Origin of the sequence: Shewanella woodyi ATCC 51908 (assembly GCF_000019525.1) — a bacterium.
Classification (GTDB): Bacteria; Pseudomonadota; Gammaproteobacteria; order Enterobacterales; family Shewanellaceae; genus Shewanella; species Shewanella woodyi.
The window spans coordinates 1,356,397-1,370,138 of the sequence record NC_010506.1 but is presented as its reverse complement, the minus strand read 5'-3'; the positions used below and the strand labels follow the sequence as shown (position 1 = coordinate 1,370,138).

The following is a 13,742-nucleotide window of genomic DNA, read 5'->3' as shown; positions in this document are numbered from 1 at the left end:
TTAACACCTTGAACCACTAAGCATAAGATTTATATTAAATTTTATGTTATCCCTCCTGCCGCCAACATTATGACCCTGCCAATTATTTGGCTTACTTATTGTTATTAAAGAATATTTTGCGTTGCAACCATCTTTAGTGCAAAATGCAACAAAATTAAAACATCGGAAGTATTAAGATGAAGCATAAGCTGCTCTCAACCTGTTTATTTATTAGCATAACGGCATGTGGTGGAGGCGGTGACGCCGACAATGACTCAAGTGATAACAATGGTGGCGGCACTCCTCCCCCTACTTTAGCAGCCCCCGATGTTGAACTGGGCCAAGATATTGAGAGCTGGAATCATCTTCCTATTACGCTGTCCGCCGAGGTCAGCTTGCATAATGAAGGCGAAGCCAAATACCAATGGCGAATAGTCAGCGGTCCACAGGTCGCTCTCAGCGGCGACACCAGCTCAAATCTCGTCATCGATGCATCCTCACTTATCGAAGATGCTCAGCTTAAGGTGGCACTGAATGTCACTGACAGTGCAGGTAAGAGCAGCGAAGATCAGCTCAATATCTCACTCAAAGATCAGATCAGTGCAGCCATCAAGCTTGGCGATCCTAAACTAGTGTCAGGACTCGAATCGCAGCTTATCAAGCGCTCACTTAATTTTATCGATCTGTATCGTCAAGATAATGCCCACTTTTTACAGAGCATCTATCAAGGTAACAGTATCCGATATGACTCTGGGCAGCATTCGCAGATGATCCGTCTCAATCAAGCTGCACACTACTACCCTCAAAGCAAAAGTTTTGAGCTTATTAGAGGTAATGGTGGAAGAATTTTTGCTGCTGCCAGCGATAAAAACGGTCAACGAAACGCCGCCTTTGGTACCGATATTATCTCGAGTATGCAGCAAGGGAACAATCTAGATTATCAAGAGAACTTCAAAGGGCTACTTGCTTGGTTACTTGATAAGGAGCTTGCTCAAGCACAAACGCAAGAGGTGCGTCTGTTCCTAATGGGCGGCAGCACAGTTTCACGGATCACGGCTTGGATTGCGACTCAATATTCAAACTGGAACGTCACTCTCTGTGACGATAAAGCGGCTCAATCGAGCTGTCTAAATCAGGCAGATCTGATTATCACTGGCTCAAATGGCGATCTGAGTGAGCGAGATGTTAGTACACTACTGACCTCAGCCCAGCAGCAAAAGACACCACTACTCTATATGCACCTGCATAGCTGGAACAGCGTACCACTGACCCAAACAGTGCTAGGTATGATGGATTTCTCCATGCAAGGCCCTGGTGGACCTGGAAACTTTTTCTCTCCCGACAAAGCCGATTGGTCAAGTTATCAAGCAATGCTCACCGCTAAACCATCTCTCACCGATGAGGCTTTGTGGCTAACCCTTTTAAAGGAGCAATCACCAGACTTTACCTTAGCAAACTGTGCCACCAGCTGTGATGCCAGTCTTAACGAACTGTACAAACCCGCACTCAATAACATCAGGGCTCAGCTTCAATCCTTCGATAGCCAACATCTGGATATGTTTAAGCAAGAGAGTCACCAACTCTACAAATATATCACCCTACTTGGTGACAGCTACCGCAGCCAGTTAAGCTACCCTATGGATGTCGCAACAAGCGATACAATGGATTATCTTCAAGCTATGTTTGCCGACAACACTGTCTACAACTATCGCGAGATAAATCCAGCTCCTGCTGACTTAGGTAACTTTAGTCGCACCGACTTCTCCCATATTACGCCAACAGACAAATCTGTCAGCATCACCAGTAAACAGGGATTTCGCTCTGCAGGTGTTTATGCCTTGCCAGGTCAAACGGTAACAGTCTCAAGAAACGATAGCAGTGATGTAAAAACTTGGGTATTTATCAACACCCAAAGATCTGCTTCAACCCATGAGTATGCAACAAATGGCTATAATCGCCCTAAATACCTGCAATCCACCCATGTGGAGATAAAGCCAGGTGAAACAATAAAGTTTACCTCGCCCTATGGCGGCCCCATGCAGGTGAAGTTTGATAAAGGCGATTTGGCCACTCAGTTTACCTTTAGCAGTGTTGGATTACACCCTTACTGGCGTAACGGTATGGACGGCGCCCAATTTATGCAGCAACTCAACGATTCAGAGTTTGACTGGGCGGAGCTTGCCACTGAACATTTCGAAGTTCACTCACGCCTTGATAAGATGAAGACCACCATGTCCCATGAGCCGCTTTGGGATACACCAGAGAAGATGGGGCAAGCCATTATGACCCATGTTCATAACTACCCGCACCTATTAGCGGGTTTCAAAGGCCCCTACATTGACTCTGTTAGCGAGATAACCGACTTCGCAATAGCACAAGGTTGGGAGCTTGATAATCTCGATACGGTAAAACATATGAATGCGGATCAAGCCACATGTGGAGCCGGCTGCTCAGGTAATCCCTATGACGCAAACTGGTCATTCAGCCCAACAGGACACGGTGATATTCATGAGCTTGGCCACGGTTTAGAGAAGGGGAAACTCAGATTTGATGGTCATGAGGGACACGCCTCGACCAACCCATACTCCTACTACACCAAATCTCGTGGTTTTAAAGAGAGTGGTAAACTTCCCTCATGTCAGGGCTTATCTATTAAGGATGAATTTGAGGTGTTACAGGCCAGCATGAAACAAGCCGACCCGTTTAACTATATGCAAGAGGCTAAACTCACCAGCTGGTCTAATGGCATGGCGACTATGTTACAGATGATGGTCGCCGCACAGAAAAATGGGGCGCTGGAGGATGGATGGCACCTACTCGCCCGTTTGCATATCTTGTTACGTGAATTTGAGCGCGCCAAAACTTCAGAAGCACTCTGGCTACAAAAGCGAGCACAACTGGGCTTTAGTCAATTTAGTTTGGATGCTGCAAAAGGGATCTCAAATAATGATTTCTTAATGGTGGCAATGAGCTACTCAACTCAGCTCGATTACCGTGAGGTCTATCAGATGTGGGGACTCGCGACCAGTCAAGCAGCTAAAGATCAAGTTGCAGGGTTTAACTTCAGCATGATCGCCAAACAGGTTTATGTTTATAACCCAGGTGACTACTGCTTAGGGTTAGATCTGCAATCTGTGCCTGTCGATGGCAATCAGGTATGGCCGCTAGATTAGACAAATCACTGCCAGTAACAGAGTAAAATGAGGGGCTATGCCCCTCATTCTTGTTAACCTCTTAACCTCTTTGCCATTCTGGTAAAATGATGAGACTCATTATCTATTCTGAACATATCTTCCACCTCACCCAACTTCTTAAACCCTGTCGATTCATAGAGACCTATAGCGGGTTTGTTATTAGACAATACCCAGAGGTCAAGCCAAACAAGTTCACTCTCATCAATCGCCCACTGCTCAACGGTTCGAATAAAACGTTTGCCTAACCCTGTCCGCCTAGCTTGAGTATGCACTCCCATCCCCAGCAATGCCCTATGTTGGGTATGATCCTCAGGATGCCCTCGCAGATCGATATGACCCCGAATATTGCCATCACAATCCTTTGCCACCCATATCTGTCGCCAACCAGGCTCTTTGTACTGGGTGACGAGACCTTGTGAGAACCTAAGTTTCATCTCATCGGTCATCCCAGTATGACTTCGTGAAAGAGGCTGAAATAAAGGCACCTCTCCCTGACCACTTTCTGATAACTGTTCATCCAAATAATTGAAAAACGCTTCAAGGCTCTGCTCATTGAGCAAGCTTATCTCAAACCCTTTCCTCACTTGTACTTGCTCCATTAACTCGCCTCCCATTATTTAGCCTTACTTATCCTTCTCTATGCTTATGATAATCGATGCTGAACACAACTCACTTTCAACTAATCGCTTGGTGTTTTTCAACTGAATTAGGTAGAGTATCGGTGCGGTTACAGCCGATTAGCCTTATGGCACATCCAACTAACCTATTTAATCACAAGCAATCAGTACTAATAACATTAAATAATAATAATTAAAGGAAAGGTATGAGCGATTCCAAAGACGCTTACGCGGATAACGATCTGCGGGAAGTGAAGCAGTTAGGCATGTGGGCCTCGATTGCGAGCTTAAGTTATATTTTTTGGATTGTAGGCGGAATGGAGCTCGTTGAGCGTATCGCCTATTACGGAGTAAAAGCCAGTGCAGGCCTCTATGCAAAAGCCCCTGTTTCTGAGGGTGGACTCGGCATCAGCCTTAGCGATTACGGTGTCATTATCGCCATCTGGGCATTTATGCAGACATTTATCCCCGTTTTCACTGGCGGGATTTCAGATCGCGTAGGCTATAAAGAGACCATTTTCGCTTCAACTATCATCAAGATTGCCGGCTACCTCATGATGGCCTTCTTCCCTAGCTTCTATGGTTTCCTGTTTGGCGCCATATTGCTTGCTGCCGGTACAGGTATATTTAAACCTGGGATTCAGGGTACGCTAGTTCTCTCTACAGGCAGACAAAACACCTCCATGGCCTGGGGGATTTTCTATCAAGTGGTTAATATTGGCGGATTCTTAGGTCCGCTTGTTGCCGTACATATGCGTCAGCTCTCATGGGACAATGTGTTTTACGCCTGCGCCGCGATTATCTCCCTTAACTTCCTTTTTCTACTCGCTTATAAGGAGCCTGGAAAAGAGGAGCGTTTAGAGCGTAAACGTAAGATTAAAGCGGGCGAGTTACATCAAGAAGTACTTTGGAAGGATGCTTGGCACGAGCTGAAAAAACCTATCGTCATCTATTACATGTTGGTTTTTGCTGGTTTCTGGTTCCTGTTTAACTCTCTGTTTGACGTACTGCCAATCCATATTGCAGAGTGGGTCGATACTAGCGTAATCGTCACCTCATTATTTGGTCCTGAAGGCACATCAAACGGTATATTACAGTTCTGGCTTGGACTGGATAATACGGGAACTAAGGTGATGCCTGAGGGCATGCTCAACCTCAATGCGGGTATGATCATGACCAGCTGTTTCTTGGTCGCAGCGCTAACGGCCAAATACCGCATAACCACAGCCATGTTAGGTGGCTGTCTAATGAGTATCTTGGCTTTCGTGCTAATTGGTGCCACTAATGCAGCTTGGATGATGGTGTTGGCCATCGCCATGTTCTCGTTCGGTGAGATGATGATCAGCCCTAAAAAGAATGAATTTATGGGTAACATAGCACCTGAAGGTAAGAAAGCCATGTACCTAGGGTTTGTCATGCTACCACAAGGGATTGGCTGGACATTAGAGGGCTATTTTGGTCCGAAACTCTACGAGATGTTTGCATCAAAAGAGATCTTCTCTCTTCAACTGCTAGCTGAGCGTGGCATGAATCAATCCGAGATCGATGCAATTCCTCAAGGTGAAGCCTTTACCACTCTAGTCAGCTATACAGGTGAGTCAGCTCAGTCTCTAACGACCCTACTCTACAACACACATGATATCGGCATGGCTTGGTATATTATCGCTGCGATCGGCACCATCTCTGCCGTAGGTATCTACCTCTATGGTAAGTGGCTACTTAAGCTGCAAAGAAGCTAAGTAACTAAGTAACTAAGTAACTAAGTAACTAAGTAACTAAGTAACTAAGTAACTAAGTAACTAAGTAACTAAGTAACTAAGTTAATTGAAAAGGGGCATAACGCCCCTTTTTACTTAATCGATGTATCTACTTAGTGCTTATCTATCGATTGAGCATACTTTTTAGCTTCCTGCATCGGCATCGCTTTTGCGTATAGCCACCCCTGTATGCAATCAACACCAGCCTGTTTGACAAAATCGGCCTCCTCTTTGGTTTCGACCCCCTCAGCAATCAGATTAAAACCTAAACTTTTACATAACATACAGGTGTGCTTATAGAGAGTTTGCCCCTTAGGATCGACCGTATGCTCGAGAATACTCCTATCTAACTTAACTCCATTGACTCTAATCTTACTGAGTAAGCTAAGACTGGAAAAGCCAGTACCAAAATCATCCAACACAAAGGAGAAGCCATAGCTGCTTAATAGATCAATAGTCTCTTCGACCCGTTTCAGATCTAACATAAAAGCAGATTCCAGCAGTTCGATCTCAACATTGTGAGCCATGGAACCCAGCATATCGATTAGCAAGTTTTGTGTTTGCTTCTCTAAAATATTATTAGGATTTAAGTTAATACTCACTTTTGGGTTAAACCCTTCCGCCTGCCACTTTAAAAGGTCTTCAGATACCGTTTTTATCACAAAGTTATCGATTAAGTTGGCAAATCCAGCATCATCAAACTCCTTGATAAAATAAGGGCCAACAACTTTCCCTGAGTCCACTCTAAGCCTCAACAATGCTTCAAAACCGATAACCTCATCTGTGTCTAAACAAATTTTGGGTTGGTAATGCAGGAGCAACTCTCCGCTTAACACCTCTTGGATAGTTTTCTGTAGTTTATTATCAGCGGCTAACTCTTCCGATTGTTTCTGGACATAATTAAGTTCAGATATTCGAGCAAATTCTGTTTGTAGCTGTATTTTATGTTCTAAAACATTTTCAAACATACTGTTGCCCGTATTGATCACTTCAAAACGTCGTACAAATGGTAAGTAAAGCATCACATTTAAGCCGATCAGCCCAGCCTGAAAAGCGACCACGGTGAAACTTTCACTAGCAATATAGGCATTTAATAAAGGTGGAGTGATCCACGCAACTGAGTGGCCATTAAATGTAAGTAGTCCCCATGAAATAGCAAAATAACCAAGGAGCATATTCATACAAGGCAGTAAAACAAATGGGATGATAAGTTTAGGATTAAACGTAATAGGGAGGCCGTAAATTAAGATTTCATTTATATTAAAAAATGAAAAAGGTAGTGCTATTTTAGCGACATTCAAAGACCCGTTATCTTTTGAGGAGATAAATATCGCAATAATGAGTGCCATTGTCCCCCCGCTTCCACCAAACAAAATAAAAATATCCATAAATTGATCGATAGTTAAGTTTTGAAAAACCTGTTGTAGTCCTTGGTCGCTTCCCATAAATAGGTGAAAGGCAATATCACCATGAACCCCGACGCACCAAAGTAGATGAGTGGTAACCACTCTAAACAACACAAAACCATAGTTTCCTGCTTCTTGAAGGTGAGAAACAATAAAGTCGAATACAAACTCAAAAAAGAAAGATGAAACCAAAATAAGCAGGGTGACAATCAAAAAGCTGATCACCATGGGAGCTAACAGATTCAGGTGCAGTTTTAAGTAGCCATTTAAATTACTTGTTTTAATAAAGTTTAGCGATTTAATAAAAGTCACTTTCTTTAAGGTATAGGCCATAAAAATGGGAATAACGACAGCCCAAGGATCAGTTAACATTTCAGAGAAATGATCAAAGACTTCAATAGTATCAATTGGGTGAACATGAAGAGAGATCAAGGTGCCTATTGAGAGAGAGGCTAATACTACAGGGGATAAATTAAGGTATTTAGCAAAGTGAATAGAGAGAGATAAAAGCACTAAAAATGGGAAAAAAGCATGCAGATTGACACTGAACTGACTAAACCAAATATAATTCTCACTTTGTTGCCACACGGGTTTCCATGCATCAACGAGTGCTAATATCAGTGAGAGAGATGAATTAACAACAATAAATGGGATCAGAGCAACAAAAGACTCTTTTACTGTAATTAAAAAGATACGTTCAGAAGACTGCCACACTCCCAGCATATATAACCCCATCCTTTGGAAATGAAGGGCATTCTGACCGCTAAAGAGTAAAAAAACAACACCAAATAACAGGATAAGCTTAATTAAATCATAATCAAAAACGTTAATACCAAGCTTTTATTAAACAAAATAACCAGAAAGCTTATCTTTAAAAACAAAAAAGCTGGCATTTATGCCAGCTTTTTTAATAGTTTAACACTCAAAATACAATTAGCTTAAGCAGCTTTTAATTGAGTCTCTATTTGAACTGTTTTGCTCTCTTCTACAGCAAGCTCACCAATTGGCAAAATAGTACGGCCATACTCAGCATTTAACACTTGTGCCATTGCAAAATAAATAGCACTTGCACCACAGAGTATGCCTTCAAAGCCAGCAATAGTACCAATCAGAGCACTACCGGTGAAATCTCTTGCTGCTAATAGGAAGAATAAAACGGTAAGAGAGCCAAAGACAACCTGCTTAGCACGTGGATAACGTAAAGAACCTACGAACATAAATGCAGTAAAGATACCCCACATAGTTAGGTACCAACCCATAAAGCCTGCAGGGCTTGCTTCGGTTAGACCCATCTTTGGCATAACCAATAAGCCAACTAAAGTTAACCAAAATAATCCATAAGAGGTGAAAGCTGTGGTACCAAATGTATCACCACGCTTGAAACACATACAGCCAACGATCACTTGGCCTAAACCACCGTAAAATATACCCATGGCTAAAATCATAGAATCAATCGGGAAAAAACCCGCATTATGGATATTTAACAGTATGGTGGTCATACCGAAACCCATCAGCCCTAATGGCGCTGGGTTAGCTAGCTTAGTTGACATCTTTTTTTCCTACAGGAATAACAAATTAAATGTATTTGGAATATACGCAGCATCTTATCTGACTCAAGCAGCCTTTCATTCGATAAATCGCTTGAGTGTAAATCGTGCGCGGCGCATTCTAGTTGAAGAGATTTAACAGATCAAACAAGAGAGGACGGGACACTTAAGATCACAAAACAACCAAAAATGAATCATTCATCACATAAGTGCCCACTCTTATCAGAGTTTAGGTAAGCAAGAATGGTTGAAAATATGAACCAACATGAGAAGAGTCTCAATTATCAAGCAAACAAGACCCTTATCACACAAATAACATTATGTTAGTTTATGCTTAATTTCCTCAGGAGTCAGAGGTCGACTTTGGCCCGATGCCAGCGTTTTATCCAACACTATCTGACCAACAGATATTCTATGCAGACCAACAACGGGATTACGAAAACGGCCAAACATCCGCTTAATCTGATGATAACGCCCCTCGTACAGTGTCACTAGAGCTGTGTGGCTATCGACTATTTCAAGTTCAGCTGGCAAGGTTGTTATATCTTCAAACTCAAAATACATCCCCTTCGCAAAAGCTGAAATATACTCAACAGTCAGTGGGTTTTGCAGCTCTACACGATATAGCTTTCCAACTTTATACTCTGGATCCATCAACTGCTTCGACCAGCGGCCATCATTGGTTAACAGCAACAAACCTGAAGTATTAAGATCTAACCTCCCAACAATATGCAGACTATTCCTATCATCGCACTTTAGAAGTTCTATCACTGTCTTGTGTTTATCATCGACAGTCGCACTCACAACACCAACAGGTTTATGCAGCATAATATAGCTAGCTTGCTTAGCTTGAATCACTTCATCATTGACACAGATATGGGAAAATTCATCCACGATTAGATCGATATCACGAGCAAGTTCCCCATCCACTCTCACTTGACCTTTAGCCAACATTAAACGGACATTTTTACGGTTAATCTTAAGGTGTTGACTAATAAACCTATCTAAACGGGCACGTTTTGATTCCATTATTACTTCTTAATTGGTTGTACTTTGTAGGCACAACGGCGGGCGCCCTCGATAATATGCTCTTCACGACTTACAGAGGCATCCTCTTGCAGTAAGGTTTGGAATTGCTTCAGCTCTGAGCGACAAAAATTCAAACATCTGCTCGCAGCCGCACAGATAGGACAGTGATTCTCCAATAACCAGTAAAAGTCATCTTCTTGCTCAACGCTTGCCATGTAACCTTCTGCTGTACGCAATTCAACCAAGGCGTTGAGTTTACCTAGCAATGTTTTCTCTACACTTAACCTCTCCTGATACATGGCTAACGAGGTCTCCTCTCTATGGGAGATCAATTTATCGAGCCCAGAATCACCGAATACATTAATAACTGAATCTATTAGCTGTACCGATAACTCTTCATGCCGATCAGTAAAATGACTATTGCTCTTAGCTGTGAGTGACCAGACTCGTGTCGGCCGACCACGACTGGCTTTAATATCTTCAAAGCTAACGTCACCTTCATCTTCAAGTACTTGCATATGCTGACGTACTCCCATCGTCGTCAACGACAACTCAGTGGCTAACACTTTAGCGGTTTGCGGTCCTTGAGTCTTAAGGAGTTGAATGATTTTCTCGCTGGTTTTCATAATACCTCTCACCTTGCTTACCTAGCATTATTACCGATCCAGCCATTAAGTAAACTTTTTTATTTACTTTATTTGTGTTCTAACCTTTACATTACTTAGTAAAGCAATTACATTACTAAACATTAAATAAATAAAAAGGTTTACTAAATGAATTTACTCATTGTCAGTGGCAGCCAAAGAACTCAATCTCAAAGTGCCAAAGTCGCAAGCTATTTAGCCCAGATAACAACGGAGTTCTCACAGAGCAGTCATATTGAGCTGTGCACTCATGAGTTACCTTTTTGGGATGGAGAAGCTGAGAGTAAATTAGATAAAGGAAGTCCCTGGCCAATGATCAGCCAAAAAGTAAAACGCGCCGATGCACTGATATTGATCACCCCTGAGTGGGGTGGCATGGCCTCTCCCCTACTAAAGAATTTTTTACTTATGTGTGACAATCAGGACACAGCCCACAAACCAGCATTATTAGTCTCAGTCGTCAGTGGGATCAGCGGCGCCTATCCCATCGCAGAGCTGAGAATGAATGCGCTTAAAAATAACAAATTGGTCGCACTACCAGATCATCTCATCATACGAAATGTTGAAGAGGTGCTTAATGGCAAACCAGAAGCAAATGGCAACCAAGTCGCTAACTCAGCCACGAGAGAATCAGCGCTAGAGGGGCGTATTCAATATAGTTTACATATGCTTTATCAATACGCAGAGGCACTGAGCGGGATTCGAGCAAGACACAGCGCTCAGCCCTATCCTAAACAGCAAGAGTATATCTACGGAATGTAAAACTGGAGAAAAAGATGAACATGAATCAAGTTACATTTCCGGTCAACGATATGCACAAGGCCACAGAGTTTTATCGCCTAATGGGTTTTATTCAGATAGTGGATACTCCCCATTATGCCAGGTTTGAGTGCAGTGATGGCCACGCTAGTTTTTCACTCTCCCTTCAACCAGAAGAGCAAAGAAATTACGGTGTCATCTACTTTGAGCATCAAAATCTTGACCAACTAGTAGCTCAACTGATTGAAAAAGGATTTCACTTTGATCAGATGCCCACTATGGAGAGTTACCTATGGCGAGAAGCCGTACTCCATGATCCTTCTGGAAACAAAATCAAGCTTTACTGGGCAGGCGAAAATCGACTCAATCCACCTTGGAGAGTGCAGAAAGATAAACAAGAGCTATAAAGAATAAAGCAAATAAAGGAGTTAGTTATGATACATCTAGAGCATCTAAATTTAGTCGTCACAGATATTGAGAAAACACTGAAATTTTACCAAGCAGCCTTTCCCCATTGGAAAGTAAGAGGTGGAGGAGAAGCAAGCTGGCACGGCAAAAAGAGAAACTGGGTCCACTTTGGCGATGACTATCAGTATTTAACCTTTAATGATGATGGCGTAGGTGAGAACCGGGACTTAACAGGTCATCAAGTGGGATTGGCACACTTCGCTTTTGTCACATCAGACATTGATAGTGTTATGACTCAATTAGCTGAAGCAGGATTTAACCTTGATAAGGATGGCGCCGTCGATGAATATAGAAAAAACGTCTACTACCTTGATCCTAACGGCTATGAAGTGGAGTTTGTTCAATACCTAAGTGATACTCCATCACTAAGAAATCGATATGAATAATTAAATTAGCTAATCAAAGAGTTGAATCTGATCAACTCAAACTCTTTTTTAGCTTATTGCCAGTAAGTGGCCATCATAAGCGCTATACAAATACTCTCAATATAATGCTCATTATCCAACCCAAATAATAAATGCCAATAGAATTAGATAGAAAAAGAAACCTGATACATAGGCAGAAAAAAAGTCATTCTTTGCCAATCGCTTCTCATTGCTAAAGATTGAAGGCATGAAAAGTGGCTTACGTACTCGACCAAAACTAATAAGCCTAAGTACTATCGCTCCTGTGGTATACAGGATAAATGAGAGTAAAAATTCCCAAAAAAACCAGAAAAACAGTTCAGCTATGCTTCCGATTAACATATCTTCTCCTCGTTTAACCTCCCGTGCCAATGATCTGAGAACAGTTTGCTCAATTAAACTGACTCTCCATCACTAGAACCACTGTCTAGCTAAAAGAACACTTCTCTAACAGGGTTACCCTTGGAATTTAAGAATACTCTAACCACTCCCCCTGTGAATGTCATGTTAAGCTTTGTTAACCGAAAGTTTAACCTCCACTTTAATTCACCACTCAGTAAGTATTATCGACTCTACTCGTTAAATGAGCTGCTCTCATGCCTTCCTACAACATAAAAGTGTATTTAATATAAGCCTTTTGATCTCCATCATGGTTTCTAGGTAATAACCAGAGGATCAGAAGATTTTTCAAATACAGTACTGAGTAACGGCGAACAGGTTGAACGAGTTATCAATATGTTGATCCATCAAGTGGAAGCAGATTGGGGAGGAAGTGATCAGGCAAATCGGACAGAAAAATGCCTTCAGTTAAAATCTCTATTTCGCTCATAAGCCATATTGGTTATAAACATTCCGTTAGCCTGCGGTTCGCTTCTGGCACTATTTATCAGTATTTGAGCGCTCCTCTAATGAGTAGAAGCGGATCTCAAATTTTAGATCATCACTGGCAGGTTCTAACCTGTGAAGGTAATTAGGGTGCGCCATGGCGGTCTCATTCGCTTTAATCACCACCTCTTTATCGGTAACTTGAGTATGACTATTACACCCCAAATACTTTAATACACCACACAAAACATGGATCTGTTCATACACTCCCATTTTTGTATAGTGTGGTTCTAGCAAGATCTTAGGAACATTTTCACAGGTATAAACTTGAGTTGACTCGCAATGAGTGTAACCTTTTGGAGTAAACGACATATACAGCCTTAACTAAAAATCGACACAGTTTCAGTGTAGATGGAGATCAGAGAAAGACAAAAGTTGCTTTGCATACTTCAAAGGTTAAACTAGCGCCATAACTCCACTATATATACCCCAATGAATGCTCCATTTCGCTATACCACATCATACATATTAGATAAAAACTACTTCACTGAGTGCTTCGAAGCATCAGTGACAGAAGATAGAACCCTTCAGTCCTACTATAAGACTATCGGCTTTTTCTTGGTAGGTACGGCGCTGTTACTCACTGGCGTCAACGCCTATGCATCGCTATTTATCGTCGGCCTAGGTGCAATAGAAGGGCTAAGCGTCAGGTTCAAAAAAAGTTGGTGGCTTTGGCGTCAGATGATGAGTAAAGCGGCGAACAATGAAGTGAAGCTCACTATTGATGAATTAGGGATAGATACTCAATCAGACTTTGTGAAAGGACATATCCCTTGGAAAGAGGTGATAGAGCACAAGGTTGGTGATAATGGATACCTAATTAAACATTCGGGTGGAACCAGTTACCTGTCAAAAAAACTGTTGGATACTAACGTCATCGAATTTATCAACTCTAAGCTAAAATAACCGCTGAGCAAAGAGGCTAAAATAGACCATAATTTGGCCTCTTTCCATCCACAACATCACCGTATCCCCTATATCCTTCAGCACTATCAAGCCTAAGCATTAGTTTAAATCAATCTTAGTAGTGGAAGCTGTTTAGCTTCCAGTCAA

The 13,742-nt window shown here is 42.1% G+C and carries 13 protein-coding genes; 6 read left to right on the top strand and 7 right to left on the bottom strand.

What is annotated here, in order from left to right; all coding sequences use genetic code 11:
- Positions 1-176 precede the first annotated feature (176 nt).
- Positions 177-3,152, top strand: a complete 2,976-nt coding sequence (locus SWOO_RS05360) for an ImpA family metalloprotease (protein ID WP_012323693.1) — start codon at positions 177-179, stop codon at positions 3,150-3,152.
- Between the two features lie 53 nt (positions 3,153-3,205).
- Here the strand turns inward: SWOO_RS05360 and SWOO_RS05355 are convergent, their stop codons facing one another.
- The gene (locus SWOO_RS05355; RefSeq protein ID WP_012323692.1) at positions 3,206-3,772 is read right to left on the bottom strand and encodes a GNAT family N-acetyltransferase; all 567 of its coding nucleotides are present in this window, start codon (positions 3,770-3,772) and stop codon (positions 3,206-3,208) included.
- 224 nt (positions 3,773-3,996) lie between these two features.
- Here SWOO_RS05355 and SWOO_RS05350 point away from each other — a divergent pair, with 224 nt between their 5' ends.
- Entirely contained in the window at positions 3,997-5,529 is a 1,533-nt protein-coding gene (locus tag SWOO_RS05350; RefSeq protein WP_012323691.1) for an MFS transporter, read from the top strand.
- Between the two features lie 131 nt (positions 5,530-5,660).
- On the opposite strand, the gene SWOO_RS05345 is transcribed toward SWOO_RS05350, so the two are convergent.
- The 4 genes from SWOO_RS05345 to SWOO_RS05330 all read right to left on the bottom strand — a co-directional run bounded on the left by SWOO_RS05345 (position 5,661) and on the right by SWOO_RS05330 (position 10,155).
- Positions 5,661-7,676, bottom strand: coding sequence for an EAL domain-containing protein (locus tag SWOO_RS05345; protein WP_012323690.1), 2,016 nt, complete (start codon positions 7,674-7,676; stop codon positions 5,661-5,663).
- Positions 7,677-7,891: 215 nt separating this feature from the next.
- Complete coding sequence (locus SWOO_RS05340) at positions 7,892-8,503, bottom strand: acetate uptake transporter (protein ID WP_012323689.1); 612 nt, start codon at positions 8,501-8,503, stop codon at positions 7,892-7,894.
- Positions 8,504-8,818: 315 nt separating this feature from the next.
- Entirely contained in the window at positions 8,819-9,529 is a 711-nt protein-coding gene (locus SWOO_RS05335; protein ID WP_012323688.1) for a pseudouridine synthase, read from the bottom strand.
- 2 nt (positions 9,530-9,531) lie between these two features.
- Entirely contained in the window at positions 9,532-10,155 is a 624-nt protein-coding gene (locus SWOO_RS05330; RefSeq protein WP_012323687.1) for a helix-turn-helix transcriptional regulator, read from the bottom strand.
- Between the two features lie 147 nt (positions 10,156-10,302).
- Between SWOO_RS05330 and SWOO_RS05325 the strand changes: the two genes are divergently transcribed.
- From SWOO_RS05325 to SWOO_RS05315, 3 genes are read left to right on the top strand one after another with little or no spacing between them, the layout of a single operon-like run.
- Positions 10,303-10,935, top strand: a complete 633-nt coding sequence (locus SWOO_RS05325; protein ID WP_012323686.1) for an NAD(P)H-dependent oxidoreductase — start codon at positions 10,303-10,305, stop codon at positions 10,933-10,935.
- 14 nt (positions 10,936-10,949) lie between these two features.
- Positions 10,950-11,339, top strand: coding sequence for a VOC family protein (locus SWOO_RS05320; protein WP_012323685.1), 390 nt, complete (start codon positions 10,950-10,952; stop codon positions 11,337-11,339).
- 27 nt (positions 11,340-11,366) lie between these two features.
- Positions 11,367-11,786, top strand: coding sequence for a VOC family protein (locus SWOO_RS05315; RefSeq protein ID WP_012323684.1), 420 nt, complete (start codon positions 11,367-11,369; stop codon positions 11,784-11,786).
- Between the two features lie 111 nt (positions 11,787-11,897).
- On the opposite strand, the gene SWOO_RS05310 is transcribed toward SWOO_RS05315, so the two are convergent.
- Positions 11,898-12,146, bottom strand: coding sequence for a hypothetical protein (locus tag SWOO_RS05310; RefSeq protein ID WP_012323683.1), 249 nt, complete (start codon positions 12,144-12,146; stop codon positions 11,898-11,900).
- 537 nt (positions 12,147-12,683) lie between these two features.
- Entirely contained in the window at positions 12,684-13,001 is a 318-nt protein-coding gene (locus tag SWOO_RS05305; protein WP_012323682.1) for a DUF1971 domain-containing protein, read from the bottom strand.
- 120 nt (positions 13,002-13,121) lie between these two features.
- Between SWOO_RS05305 and SWOO_RS05300 the strand changes: the two genes are divergently transcribed.
- Positions 13,122-13,595: a hypothetical protein gene (locus SWOO_RS05300; RefSeq protein WP_012323681.1), complete on the top strand. Its 474-nt coding sequence runs from the start codon at positions 13,122-13,124 to the stop codon at positions 13,593-13,595.
- The last annotated feature ends 147 nt before the right edge of the window (positions 13,596-13,742 follow it).

Coding starts and splice junctions, on each gene's coding strand:
- SWOO_RS05360 (WP_012323693.1), top strand. CDS start 177: ATGAAGCATAAGCTGCTCTCAACCTGTTTATTTATTAGCATAACGGCA.
- SWOO_RS05355 (WP_012323692.1), bottom strand. CDS start 3,772: ATGGAGCAAGTACAAGTGAGGAAAGGGTTTGAGATAAGCTTGCTCAAT.
- SWOO_RS05350 (WP_012323691.1), top strand. CDS start 3,997: ATGAGCGATTCCAAAGACGCTTACGCGGATAACGATCTGCGGGAAGTG.
- SWOO_RS05345 (WP_012323690.1), bottom strand. CDS start 7,676: ATGCTGGGAGTGTGGCAGTCTTCTGAACGTATCTTTTTAATTACAGTA.
- SWOO_RS05340 (WP_012323689.1), bottom strand. CDS start 8,503: ATGTCAACTAAGCTAGCTAACCCAGCGCCATTAGGGCTGATGGGTTTC.
- SWOO_RS05335 (WP_012323688.1), bottom strand. CDS start 9,529: ATGGAATCAAAACGTGCCCGTTTAGATAGGTTTATTAGTCAACACCTT.
- SWOO_RS05330 (WP_012323687.1), bottom strand. CDS start 10,155: ATGAAAACCAGCGAGAAAATCATTCAACTCCTTAAGACTCAAGGACCG.
- SWOO_RS05325 (WP_012323686.1), top strand. CDS start 10,303: ATGAATTTACTCATTGTCAGTGGCAGCCAAAGAACTCAATCTCAAAGT.
- SWOO_RS05320 (WP_012323685.1), top strand. CDS start 10,950: ATGAACATGAATCAAGTTACATTTCCGGTCAACGATATGCACAAGGCC.
- SWOO_RS05315 (WP_012323684.1), top strand. CDS start 11,367: ATGATACATCTAGAGCATCTAAATTTAGTCGTCACAGATATTGAGAAA.
- SWOO_RS05310 (WP_012323683.1), bottom strand. CDS start 12,146: ATGTTAATCGGAAGCATAGCTGAACTGTTTTTCTGGTTTTTTTGGGAA.
- SWOO_RS05305 (WP_012323682.1), bottom strand. CDS start 13,001: ATGTCGTTTACTCCAAAAGGTTACACTCATTGCGAGTCAACTCAAGTT.
- SWOO_RS05300 (WP_012323681.1), top strand. CDS start 13,122: ATGAATGCTCCATTTCGCTATACCACATCATACATATTAGATAAAAAC.